This window comes from Mycobacterium sp. E735 (assembly GCF_001666955.1).
GTDB lineage: Bacteria > Actinomycetota > Actinomycetes > Mycobacteriales > Mycobacteriaceae > Mycobacterium.
On sequence record NZ_LZIX01000109.1, the window covers coordinates 18,334 to 30,321 of the forward strand.

Annotated in this window: 12 protein-coding genes; 3 read left to right on the plus strand and 9 right to left on the minus strand. The window is 71.3% G+C overall.

Features of this window, described 5'->3' with window-relative positions; genetic code table 11:
* Nucleotides 1-27 precede the first annotated feature (27 nt).
* Together A5704_RS09225 and eutC are read left to right on the plus strand one after the other, a co-directional pair.
* Nucleotides 28-1,434, plus strand: coding sequence for an ethanolamine ammonia-lyase subunit EutB (locus A5704_RS09225; RefSeq protein WP_067888635.1), 1,407 nt, complete (start codon nt 28-30; stop codon nt 1,432-1,434).
* Nucleotides 1,434-2,252, plus strand: coding sequence for an ethanolamine ammonia-lyase subunit EutC (gene eutC, locus A5704_RS09230; protein ID WP_067888637.1), 819 nt, complete (start codon nt 1,434-1,436; stop codon nt 2,250-2,252). The genes A5704_RS09225 and eutC overlap by 1 nt, the downstream gene beginning before the upstream one ends.
* Here eutC and A5704_RS09235 read toward each other — a convergent pair.
* From A5704_RS09235 to clpB, 8 genes are all read right to left on the minus strand, one after another.
* Nucleotides 2,176-2,814: an SRPBCC family protein gene (locus A5704_RS09235; RefSeq protein WP_067760060.1), complete on the minus strand. Its 639-nt coding sequence runs from the start codon at nt 2,812-2,814 to the stop codon at nt 2,176-2,178. The two genes, eutC and A5704_RS09235, sit on opposite strands and share 77 nt — an antisense overlap.
* Nucleotides 2,815-2,870: 56 nt before the next feature.
* The gene (locus tag A5704_RS09240; protein WP_197505049.1) at nt 2,871-4,013 is read right to left on the minus strand and encodes an XdhC family protein; all 1,143 of its coding nucleotides are present in this window, start codon (nt 4,011-4,013) and stop codon (nt 2,871-2,873) included.
* A gap of 189 nt (nt 4,014-4,202) precedes the next feature.
* On the minus strand, nt 4,203-4,853 hold the full coding sequence (locus A5704_RS09245) for an RNA methyltransferase (RefSeq protein WP_067888680.1): 651 nt from the start codon (nt 4,851-4,853) through the stop codon (nt 4,203-4,205).
* Nucleotides 4,850-5,731 (minus strand): hypothetical protein, encoded by an 882-nt coding sequence (locus tag A5704_RS09250; RefSeq protein ID WP_067888677.1) that lies wholly within the window; start codon nt 5,729-5,731, stop codon nt 4,850-4,852. The genes A5704_RS09245 and A5704_RS09250 overlap by 4 nt, the downstream gene beginning before the upstream one ends.
* 30 nt (nt 5,732-5,761) lie before the next feature.
* Nucleotides 5,762-6,316 carry an orotate phosphoribosyltransferase gene (pyrE, locus tag A5704_RS09255; RefSeq protein WP_067888684.1) on the minus strand — a complete coding sequence of 185 codons (555 nt, stop codon included), beginning with the start codon at nt 6,314-6,316 and terminating at the stop codon, nt 5,762-5,764.
* A complete protein-coding gene (locus A5704_RS09260; protein WP_067760076.1) occupies nt 6,303-7,076 on the minus strand; it encodes an SDR family oxidoreductase in 774 nt (257 codons plus the stop codon). Before A5704_RS09260 ends, pyrE begins: the two co-directional genes overlap by 14 nt.
* 54 nt (nt 7,077-7,130) lie before the next feature.
* Nucleotides 7,131-8,000 (minus strand): trehalose monomycolate transport factor TtfA, encoded by an 870-nt coding sequence (ttfA, locus tag A5704_RS09265; protein ID WP_067760058.1) that lies wholly within the window; start codon nt 7,998-8,000, stop codon nt 7,131-7,133.
* A gap of 152 nt (nt 8,001-8,152) precedes the next feature.
* Nucleotides 8,153-10,699 (minus strand): ATP-dependent chaperone ClpB, encoded by a 2,547-nt coding sequence (gene clpB / locus A5704_RS09270; RefSeq protein WP_067760055.1) that lies wholly within the window; start codon nt 10,697-10,699, stop codon nt 8,153-8,155.
* Nucleotides 10,700-10,823: 124 nt separating this feature from the next.
* Here clpB and A5704_RS09275 point away from each other — a divergent pair, with 124 nt between their 5' ends.
* On the plus strand, nt 10,824-11,240 hold the full coding sequence (locus A5704_RS09275) for a DUF3060 domain-containing protein (protein WP_082950173.1): 417 nt from the start codon (nt 10,824-10,826) through the stop codon (nt 11,238-11,240).
* A 7-nt stretch (nt 11,241-11,247) separates the two neighbouring features.
* Here A5704_RS09275 and A5704_RS09280 read toward each other — a convergent pair whose 3' ends face one another.
* On the minus strand, nt 11,248-11,928 hold the full coding sequence (locus A5704_RS09280) for a TetR family transcriptional regulator (RefSeq protein WP_082954813.1): 681 nt from the start codon (nt 11,926-11,928) through the stop codon (nt 11,248-11,250).
* Nucleotides 11,929-11,988 lie beyond the last annotated feature (60 nt).

The following is an 11,988-nucleotide window of genomic DNA, read 5'->3' on the forward strand; positions in this document are numbered from 1 at the left end:
CTCCCCGATCCTGCCTCATACTGATATATGCGCTACCGGCAAACCATTTCGGGGACCACGCACACCTTCGACGGGCTGGTCGACGTGATGGCCAAGGCGACGCCGCTGCGCTCCGGCGACCAGCTGGCGGGGTGCGCCGCCGGCTCCGACGCCGAACGGGCCGCGGCCGCGTGGGTGCTGGCCGACATTCCGCTGGCGACGTTCCTCACCGACGTGCTGGTGCCGTACGAGACCGACGAGGTCACCCGCCTCATCATCGACGGCCACGACCGCGACGCATTCGGCCCGATCGCCGGCTTGACCGTGGGCGGCTTCCGCGACTGGCTGCTGGACGCCGCGTCCCGCGGCGACGGCGCGGCGCGCATCACCGCCGTCTCCCCGGGGCTGACGCCGGAAATGGTTGCCGCGGTGTCGAAGATCATGCGCAATCAGGATTTGATCCTGGTGGCCGCCGCGGCGACGGCGACCGCGGCATTCCGCACCACCATCGGGCTGCCGGGCACGCTGGCCACCCGGCTGCAACCGAACCATCCCACCGACGACCCGCGCGGGATCGCCGCGGCGCTGCTCGACGGGCTGCTGATGGGCTGCGGCGACGCGGTGATCGGCGTCAACCCGGCGACCGACTCGCCGCACGCGGCGTCCGACCTGCTGCACCTGCTCGACGACATCCGGCAGCGGTTCGCGATCCCGGTCCAGTCGTGCGTGCTGTGCCACGTCACGACCACGATGGAGCTGATCGAGCGGGGCGCGCCCGTCGACCTGGTGTTCCAGTCGATCGCCGGCACCGAGGGCGCCAACGCCTCGTTCGGCACCTCGATTCCGATGCTGCTGGAGGCCAACGAGGCCGCCCGGTCGCTGAACCGCGGGACCGTCGGCGACAACGTCATGTACCTGGAGACCGGGCAGGGCGCGGCGCTGTCGGCGGGGGCCCACCTCGGCGTGGGGAACAAACCGGTCGATCAGCAGACGCTCGAGGCGCGGGCCTACGCGGTGGCCCGGGCGCTGCAGCCGCTGCTGATCGACACCGTGGTCGGCTTCATCGGGCCGGAGTACCTCTACGACGGCAAGCAGATCATCCGCGCCGGCCTGGAAGACAACTTCTGCGGGAAACTGCTCGGCCTGCCGATGGGCGTCGACGTCTGCTACACCAACCACGCCGAGGCCGATCAGGACGACATGGACACGCTGCTCACCCTGCTCGGCGTGGCGGGCACCGCGTTCGTCATCACCGTTCCCGGCGCCGACGACATCATGCTGGGTTACCAGAGCCTGTCCTTTCACGACGCGCTGTACGTGCGAAAAGCGTTGGGGCTGCGGCCCGCTCCCGAATTCGAGGCGTGGCTGGCCGGCCTCGGCATGGCCGACGCCGACGGCCGGATCCTGCCCGTCGACCCCGCGACGTCGCCGCTGCGCGCGCTGGCAGCCGGCTGATGACCGACCCGGAACCCCCGGACGTCTGGGCCCCGCTGCGGGCGACCACGCAGGCGCGGATCGGCCTCGGGCGGGCGGGAGATTCGCTGCCGACCCGGCGCGTCCTGGAGTTTCGGGCAGCGCACGCCGCGGCACGCGACGCCGTGCACGACCCGCTCGACGTCGACGGCCTCGTCCAGCGGCTCCGCGGCGTCGGCATCGGCGAGCCGCTACAGGTGCACAGCCGGGCCACCTCCCGCGGCGAATACCTGCGCCGGCCCGACCTCGGCCGCAGCCCGGCGGACCTGTCGGATCTGCCGAACACCAAGGCGGACGTCGGATTTGTGCTCGCCGACGGCCTCTCGCCCCGGGCGCTGACCGACCACGCCGCGGGCATGGTCGAGGCGCTGGTGCGCGCGTTCGACGGCCGGTACACGATCGCCCCGCCGGTGGTCGCCACCCAGGCCCGCGTCGCGCTCGGTGACCACATCGGTGCAGCCCTGGGTGTCACAACGGTTCTCGTCCTCATCGGAGAACGGCCGGGGCTGTCGGTCGCCGACAGCCTGGGCATCTATCTGACGCACCGGCCGGCGCCGGGGCGCACCGACGCCGACCGCAACTGCGTGTCCAACATCCATCCGCCCGACGGCCTGGACTACCCGGCGGCCGCGGCGGTCACCGCCGCGCTGGTCGCAGGCGCCCGCGAACTCGGCCGCTCGGGGGTCGCCCTCAAAGACACGACGCGAGCGGCGATCGGCAGTTCTAGCGCCTCCGGCCGAGCACCCAACCCAACACCAGCGCGGCCAGCACGGCCAGCAGCACCGGGGCGTACCTCTTGAGCTGGTCGCCGCCGGCGAGGTCGAGCAGGTCGATGGGCTCGGGCTCGGCGGCGTGGCGTGGCTCCGGGGCGCGCCCGACCTGCGGGGGGCCCTCGGGTGTGGCCGGCGCGGCCACCGATTCCGCGACGAGCTTGGCTTCGAGCGACTCCACGAACTGGCCCAGCAGCTTTTCCGACACCTGCTGCAGCATGCCGCTGCCGAACTGGGCCAGCTTGCCGGCGATCTTCAGGTCGGTGTCGACGGTGACGCCGGTGCGATCGCCGTCCTCGTGGAGCTGGGCGGTGACCGTCGCCGCCGCGTTGCCGGTCCCGCGGGTCTCCTTGCCCTTGGCGTCGATCACCGCGCGGTATTGGCCGCGATCGTGCTCGACGAAGCGCACCTTGCCGCTGAACTCGCTGGTGACGGGGCCTACCTTCACCTTGACCTTGCCGAGGTAGTCGTCGCCCTCGTGGCCGGTCAGCGCGGCCCCGGGCATCAGCGGGATCACCTGCTCCAGGTCGCTCAGCACGTCCCAGGCCTCTTCGATGGGGGCACTGACGGTGAACTGGTTGGCGATCTTCATCCCGGGGTCCTCTCGTGTGCGGCGACGACGGCGTCGTGCACAGCCTACGGGCGGCACTACGGAAGTAGAGTGGGGTCCCCCGCGTCATGGTGGATCCGCCCGCCGATCTCGGCCAGCGGGCGGCCCCCGCCGCCCCAGCGCTTGGCGATGATGTCGGCGGCGATCGAGACCGCGGTCTCCTCGGGGGTGCGCGCACCGAGGTCCAGCCCGATCGGGCTGGACAGCCGGCTCAGTTCGGCGCCGGTCAGCCCGGCGGCCTGGAGCCGGGTCATCCGGTCGTCATGCGTGCGGCGCGACCCCATCGCTCCGACGTAGCCGACCTCGGGCAGGCGCAGCGCCACCTCGAGCACCGGCACATCGAACTTCGGGTCGTGGGTCAGCACGCAGATCACCGTGTGCCGATCGACGGCGCCCGCCTCCGCCTGGGCCGTGAGGTAGCGGTGGGGCCAGTCGACGACGACCTCGTCGGCCGTCGGGAAGCGGGCCCGGGTGGCGAACACCGGGCGGGCATCGCACACGGTGACGCGGTAGCCGAGGAACGAGCCCTGCCGCGCCAGCGCGGCGGCGAAGTCGATCGCGCCGAAGATCAGCATCTGCGGCGGCGGCGCGAAGCTGGACACGAAGACCTCCATGCCGTCGCCGAGCCGCTGCCCGTCGGGCCCGTACACGAGGACGTCGCTGCGGCCCAGCGCGAGCAGCCCGCGCGCGTCGTCGGCGACCGCGGCGTCGGCGCGCGCCGAGCCCAGCGAACCCGCCACGCCGTCGGGCCGGATGACGATCCGCCGGCCCACCCAGTCCGGGTCGGGGTGGGCGACGACGGTGGCGGTCGCCACCGCGCGACGCTCGGCGATGTCGTCGGCCACTGCGCCGAGCTCGGGAAACGACGCGCGCGAGACCGGTTCGACGAACACGTCGATGACGCCGCCGCACGTCAGGCCGATCGTGAACGCGTCGTCGTCGCTGACTCCGTAGCGCTCCAGCCGCGGCGCCCCGGTCTTCGCAGCCTCGGCGGCGAGGTCGTACACCGCGCCCTCCACGCAGCCGCCCGACACCGACCCGGTGACCGAGCCGTCCGGCGCGACCACCATCGCCGCCCCCGGCGGGCGCGGCGCGGACCGGAAGGTACGCACCACCGTGCCCAGCCCCGCAATATCGCCGGCACGCCAGATCGACATCAGCTCGGCAATCACGTCACGCACCCTCTCAACGTATGCGGACGGCCGCGAGCCCGGCTCAACTTGGGGTCTATTCGCCTCGGCTCGGCCGGACGAGGTATCCCACGCCGTCGCGGGTGAACCCTTGGCTTCGAGTGTGCGCTGAGGGCGGCGACACGCCGAAAATCCCCGCCCTGAGCGCACATTCGATGCGCAAGCGGGAAAGCGACGCCGCTACCAGGCGCGCGACAGGTCGGCGTGCTGCCGGACCCAGGCGTGCATCGCGATCCCGGCGGCCACCCCGGCATTGATGCTCCGCGTCGAGCCGAATTGGGCGATCGACACCGCCATCGCGGCGCCCGCGCGGATGTCGTCGGTGATGCCCGGGCCCTCCTGACCGAACACCAGCAGGCAGTTCCGCGGCAGCGCGGTCTCCTCGAGCCGCGTCGCGCCGGGGACGTTGTCCACCGCGACCACCGTCAGCCCGGCACCGGCGGCGAAGCCCAGCAGGTCGGCGGTGCTGTCGTGATGGCACAGCCGCTGATAGCGGTCGGTCACCATGGCGCCGCGGCGATTCCACCGCCGCCGGCCGACGATGTGCACGGTGTGCACCGCGAAGGCGTTGGCGGTGCGCACCACCGAGCCGATGTTGGCGTCGTGCCCAAAGTTCTCGATCGCCACGTGCAGGGGATGGCGGCGGCGGTCGATGTCGGCGATGATCGCCTCGCGCGTCCAGTACCGATAGGCGTCGACGACGTTGCGAGTGTCGCCCTCGCGCAACAGGACCGGGTCGTATCGCGGGTCGTCGGGCGGGTCGCCGGGCCACGGCCCCACCCCGGCGGCCGGTGCGGCCCATTCGGTCGGCCCGGGCCCCGGTTCGCTCATCGCGGCGTCCACACCGCGGCGTGCGTGCCGTCGACCGCCACCGTCGCGTAGAGCAGCGCCTCGTTGATCTCGCCCTGCGTGCACAACGACGCGCTGACGTGCACCGCGTCCAGCGAGGCGTCGGGCAGGATCAGCACCGACGACCCGTACGCCGAGCAGGCCGGGTTCAGCCCGGCGCCGGGCAGCGTCGGGGACGCGAGCAGCATCAGCGGGCCGCCGCGGTTGGCCGACTCGTCGCGATACCGGGCGGCCAACCCGTCGGCTTCCAGCCCGAGCAGCATGTAGCCGGTGCCGTTGAACGCCGCCGGATCGCCGAGCTGCGCCTTCGTCATCGGGGCGCCGTCGGCGCGCCAGGCCGACAGACTGACGGTCTTCACCGACAGGCCGGTGTCGTTGGCGTTGGTGGGCATCAGCCCCACCGGGAACGCGGCCGGGTAGGCCGCCGAGCTGTTCGGGATCCGGTCGCGCGGCGAGTAGGTGTACACGCCGCGGACCTGACTGCGATCCTTAAGCGGCCCAAGGCAAACCGTCCCGGCGAGCCGGTCGCCGGAGGCCGACAGCGGCGCGTGGACGTCGGGCGCCTGGCCCGCCGGGCGGTCGCAACTGCCCAGCCCGTTGGACTCCATCGGGTGCGACAGCGCCCCGTAGAGCCCGAACCGGATGTCCTCGGGTTTGGCGTGCGGCGCCTGCGGGTTGGCCGCCGAGGCGTCGACGTCGATCAGCACGTAGTCGCCGTCCCACCGCAGGTTCGACACCGCCATGTTCCAGCCCAGCAGCGAAAGCGATTCCCCGAAGCGGGCGCCCTGCGCGCCGTAGGGGCGGACGGGCTGGCTGGCGCCCGAGCAACCCGTGAGGCAAGCGAGCAGGCAGGCGGCCATCGCGAGGAAGGTGCGCACAGCGATGACGGCCTAGCCCAGCCCCAGATCGGCGAGGCCCAGCACGCTGCGGTACGGCAGGCCCTCGGCCTCGATGGCCTCGGCCGCGCCGGTGGAACGGTCCACGACCGTGGCCACGCCGACCACGTGCCCGCCTGCCTCTTGGACGGCGCGCACCGCGGTCAGCGCCGACGCCCCCGTCGTGCTGGTGTCCTCGACGACCAGCACGCGCTTGCCCGCGACCTCGGAGCCCTCGATAAGGCGTTGCAGCCCATGGGTTTTCGCGGACTTGCGCACGACGAACGCGTCGATCGGGCGGCCCGGCGCGTGCATGACGGCCGTAGCGACCGGGTCGGCGCCCAGGGTGAGGCCGCCGACCACCGCGTAGTCCCAGTCGTGGGTGAGGTCGCGCATCAGCGTGCCGATCAAGGCGGAGGCCCGGTGGTGCAGGGTCGCGCGGCGCAGGTCGACGTAGTAGTCGGCCTCCTTGCCCGACGACAGTGTCACCTTGCCGTGCACCACCGACAGCCGGCGCACCAGGTCGGCCAGCTCCTCGCGGGAGTCGCCGCGCGGGTCAGGTCCTGCCACGGCCACCGCCGATCCGCTTGGTCACGGCCCGCATCAGGGTCCGCGGAATCATCCGCTCCACGGCGATGATCGCCTTGTATTGCAGGCCGGGGATGCTGATCACCTTGCCGCGCGCGATGTCGGCCAGGCTCTGGTTCACCACGTCGTCGACCTCGAGCCACATGAACGACGGTGACTTGGCCATGTCGATCCCGGCGCGGGCGTGAAACTCGGTGTGCACGTAGCCCGGACACACGGCGTGCACCCCGACGCCGGTGCCCTGCAGGCCGACGGACAGGCCCTCGCTGAACGAGATGACCCACGCCTTGGATGCCGAGTAGGTCGAGCCGCGGCCCGGCACCAGCCCCGCGACGCTCGCGATGTTGATCACGGTGCCGGCGCCGGCGTCCAGCATGGCGGGCAGGGCCGCCCGGGTGAGGTGCATGACCGCGGTGACGTTGACGTCGAGCTGCGACTGCAGCAGCGCGGGATCGGTCGCCCAGAAGTCGCCGGAGGTGCCGAAGCCGGCGTTGTTCACCAGGACGCGCACCCCGCGGGACAGCCGTTCGCAGACCTGGTCGCGGCCGGCGGCGTCGGCCAGGTCGGCGGGCAGCACCTCGATGTTGCCGGCGCGGCCCTGCAGTTCGCCGGCGAGGTCGGTCAGCCGGTCGACGTCGCGGGCGACCAGGACCAGGTCGTATCCGTCGTTGGCATAGCGTCGCGCGTAGCCGGCGCCGATCCCCGAGGTGGGCCCGGTGATCAGGGCTACGGGACGAGGCATGAGCGACATCCTAATGACGGCGGCCGCGCCGCCCACCCGGCGCCCGGCGCGCCGTCAGTGCTGATAGTTGGTGGCCTGGTGGCCGTTGCGCCCCGCCGGCGGCGGGCGGCGAACGGCGTCCGGGCCGCGCTGCTCCCGCCGGATCGGCTCGGCCGGCCGGCGCGCGGACGCCTGAACGTCGGAGCCCAGTAGCCCGGCCACGTCCTGCTGCGGACGCCGGGGCGGCAGCTCGGCGCGGCCGGCGGGCGCCAGCGGGCGGCTGGGCGCCGCGCCGCGCAGCCCCGCGGGCGCGCCCGCCTCCTGCTGGGTCTCCTCCGGCAGCGGCGGCAGCACCCGCAACAGGTCGTTGAACTGACGCACGGTGCGCAGGCCCTCGTCCCACTGGGTGCGGGTGCTGGTGATGGGCATGGCGACCAGCGTCCAGTTCTGCTCGTTCCACATGATCTCGGCGGAGTCCGGGGCGGTGTGCGCGAAGGTGACCATGCGGCGGTCGCAGGCCCGCCGGGCGGCGTCCAGGTTGGTGGAGTACACCATCCGCGGGCCGATCGCGCCCAGCAGCCAAATGTCGCTCTCCCGTGGCTCTTTGAGCCCCTTGAGCCGCAGGTCCACCACGACGTTGGTGCCCACCTTGCGGTGCAGCGCGATCACGGTGGCGACTTCCTCGAGGTCGAAGATGTACACCGCCTCGCCGCGGATCTGACCCAGCACGACGTTCTCGGCGGCGATGTCGCCGACCGTCGAGATGACACCGCGCTTCCAGCGCTTGAGGATGTCGGCCGATTCCCGCTCATAGTCGAACCCGTGCGACCGCGCCCAGGATTTGCGGCGCCTGCTGCGTCCGCGGCGTCGATCGAGGTCGACGTACAGCAACACGCCCGCGCCGACGAAGCACAGCGCGGAGAGCGTGAACCAAAGGGGGACCATCCCACACAGGGTATCCGCATTTGCTCCGGAATAAATAAGTCCGGTCGGTCACAACCCAGTCACAGGACCAAACACTCCACTGATGCGCCGAACGTCGACTTGTTGGGCTCTTTCGGATGAAATGCCCACAACAAGTCGACGTTCGAGCAGCATCAGCCCAGGATCAGCGAATCGCCGTCCGGGCTGACGTTCACCGGCACGGTGTCGCCGTCGTGAATGTCACCGGCCAGCAGCAGCTTGGCCAACTGGTCGCCGATGGCCTGCTGCACCAGCCGGCGCAACGGCCGCGCGCCGTACACCGGGTCGAACCCGCGCTGGGCCAGCCACTGCTTGGCCGGCAGCGACACCTCCAGCGTCAGCCGACGCTGCGCCAGCCGCTTCTGCAGCTGGGCCAGCTGGATGTCGACGATCGACACCAGCTCGCCGGGCTCGAGGCCGTGGAAGATGATCACGTCGTCGAGCCGGTTGATGAACTCCGGCTTGAACGCCGAGCGCACCGCGGCCATCACCTGCTCCTCGCTGCCGCCCGACCCGAGGTTGGACGTCAGGATCAGGATGGTGTTGCGGAAGTCGACCGTGCGGCCCTGACCATCCGTCAACCGGCCCTCGTCGAGCACCTGCAGCAGCACGTCGAACACGTCCGGGTGCGCCTTTTCGATCTCGTCGAACAGGATCACCGTGTACGGGCGCCGCCGCACCGCCTCGGTCAGCTGGCCGCCCTGGTCGTAACCGATGTAGCCGGGCGGGGCGCCGACGAGCCGGGCGACCGAGTGCTTCTCGCCGTACTCGCTCATGTCGATGCGGACCATCGCGCGCTCGTCGTCGAACAGGAACTCCGCCAGCGCCTTGGCCAGCTCGGTCTTACCGACACCGGTCGGCCCGAGGAACATGAACGACCCGGTCGGCCGGTTGGGGTCGGCCACCCCGGCCCGGCTGCGACGCACCGCGTCGGACACGGCCGTCACCGCACGCTTCTGGCCGATGACGCGCTTGCCCAGCTCGTCTTCCATGCGCAGCAGCTTGGCGGTCTCGCCCTCGAGCATCCGCCCGGCGGGGATGCCGGTCCACGCCGACACCACCTCCGCGATGTCGTCGGGCCCGACCTCCTCCTTGAGCATCACGTTCTCGCGCGCCTCGGCCTGGGGCAGCGCCGCGTCGAGCTTCTTCTCGACCTCGGGGATGCGCCCGTAGCGCAGTTCGGCGGCCTTGGCCAGATCGCCGTCGCGCTCGGCGCGCTCGGACTCCCCGCGCAACGCCTCCAGCTGCTCCTTGAGCTCGCGGACCACGTCGATCGCGCTCTTCTCGTTCTGCCAGCGGGTGGTGAGCTCGGCCAGCTTCTCCTTCTGGTCGGCCAGCTCGGAGCGCAGCTTCTCCAGCCGCTCCTTGGACGCCTCGTCCTCCTCCTTGGCCAGCGCCATCTCCTCGATCTCGAGGCGGCGCACCAGGCGCTCGACCTCGTCGATTTCGACGGGCCGCGAGTCGATCTCCATCTTCAAGCGCGAGGCGGCCTCGTCGACCAGGTCGATGGCCTTGTCGGGCAGGAAGCGCGCGGTGATGTAGCGGTCGGACAGCGTCGCCGCGGCCACCAGGGCCGAGTCGGTGATGCGCACCCCGTGGTGCACCTCGTAGCGGTCCTTCAGGCCGCGCAGGATGCCGACGGTGTCCTCCACCGACGGCTCGCCGACCAGCACCTGCTGGAAGCGCCGCTCCAGGGCGGCGTCCTTCTCGATGTACTTGCGGTACTCGTCGAGCGTGGTGGCGCCGACCAGCCGCAGCTCGCCGCGGGCCAGCATCGGCTTGATCATGTTGCCGGCGTCCATCGCGCCCTCGCCGGTCGCGCCCGCGCCGACGATCGTGTGCAGCTCGTCGATGAACGTGATGATCTGGCCGGCGGAGTTCTTGATGTCGTCGAGGACGGCCTTGAGCCGCTCCTCGAATTCGCCGCGGTACTTGGCGCCGGCCACCATCGAGCCCAGGTCCAGGCTGATGACGGTCTTGTCGCGCAGGCTCTCCGGTACGTCGCCGGCCACGATGCGCTGGGCCAGGCCCTCCACGATCGCGGTCTTGCCGACGCCGGGCTCGCCGATCAGCACGGGGTTGTTCTTGGTGCGCCGGCTCAGCACCTGCACGACGCGGCGGATCTCGTTGTCGCGCCCGATGACCGGGTCGAGCTTGCCCTCGCGGGCGCGCGCGGTCAGGTCGGTCGAGTACTTCTCCAGCGCCTGGTAGGTGGCCTCCGGCTCGGGGCTGGTGACGCGGGCGCTACCGCGCACCTTGACGAAGCCGTCGCGCAGCGCCTGCGGCGACGCGCCGTGGCCGGTCAGCAGCTTGGCCACGTCGGAATCTCCCGTGGCCAGGCCAACCAGCAGGTGCTCGGTGGAGACGTACTCGTCGTCCATCTCGGTCGCCAGTTGCTGGGCGGTGGTGATGGCGGCCAGCGATTCACGCGACAGCTGGGGCTGCGAGCTGGCGCCGCTGGCCTGCGGCAGCCGCTCGACCAGGCGCTCGGCCTCGGCGCGGATGGTCGCGGGCTGGACGCCGACAGCCTCCAGCAGCGGCCCCGCGATCCCGTCGGCCTGCGTCAGCAGGGCCATCAGCAGGTGCGCGGGCCGGATCTCGGGGTTACCGGCGGCCGAGGCCGCCTGGAGCGCCGAGGTCAGCGCCGCTTGCGTCTTGGTTGTCGGGTTGAAAGAGTCCACGACGCCTCCGTTCGGTACGTAGGGAAAATGCTTGTCGCGATGTTCAACGTCGTCAAGGTTGAGTGTGTTCCGCTCAACCCTAACGAGTTTTGAGCACTACGGTGCACCGGGTACCCGGGTAACGATGACGCAGACAGAACCACACCAGGAGCGGACCGATGGGCGCCGCGCCTTCAGGCTTGCCATCGTGGTCGGCGGACTGGCGCTGGCGGGGCTGGCCGTCGCCGGATTCCGCACCGACCTGGGTGCCGACGGCCCGTCGGCCACCGTCCCTGAGGCCGGAACGTTGCAGGTCAACGGGACGGGCACGACGAAGACCGTCCGCTGCCAGGGCGGCTACCTCTCGGTCAGCGGTCAGACCAACACTGTCACCGTCACCGGCCACTGCACCAGCGTCAGCGTGTCCGGCCACGGCAACCGCGTCGCGGTCGACAGCACGGACGCGGTGAGCACCTCCGGAACCGGCAACGCGGTGACGTACCACTGGGGTTCACCCAACGTCGCCAACGCCGGGGCGGCCAACACCGTCAAGCAGGGCTGAGCCCGGGTCACGGGCGATAGGCCGCCGGCAGGTCGAGTTCGTCCGCGTCGCCGGTGAGATAGCGCTGCACGCTCGGCGCGATCAGCGCGACGACCTCGTCGGTGCGCAGCTCGGCAAGCGGCCCCACCCGCATCACGTAGCGGAACAACGCGGTGCCCACCAGGTTGGTCCCCGCCAGGTTGGCCCGCAGCACGGTGTCGGGCCCCTCGCCCAGGACGCCGGAGATGGCCGCCATCACGTAGCCGCGCATGAACTCGCGGAAGGCCTCGTACGCATCGGAGTTCAGCATCGCCGAGTGCAGCATGGCGACCATGGTCGGGCCGGTTTCCGGCTCTTCCCAGATCCGCAGGTAGGCCCGCACCAACCGCACGCCGACGTCCTCGCGTGGGCCGTCGGTCATCGCGGCGACCAGCACGTCGCCGTCCAGGATCAGCCGCATCGACTCACGGAACAGCTCGGCCTTGGAACCGAACAGGTACAGCACCATCGCGGCGTCCACGTGTGCGTCGTCCGCGATCTGACGCAGCGTCGTCTTCTCGAAGCCCTGCGCGGCGAACCGCCGCTTGGCCGCTCGGAGCACCACGTCCTTCGACACGGGCTCGCCCTGGCGGCGGCCCCTGCGCTTTTGCGCGCCTCCGGCGCCGGGCGCTCTTTTCGCGCCCGCGGGGGAAGCGGCAGGTGGCGGCATAGGACGACCGTATCATTTCACTAGTCGTTGAAAATATTGAACACGGCCGTTACGCTGCGA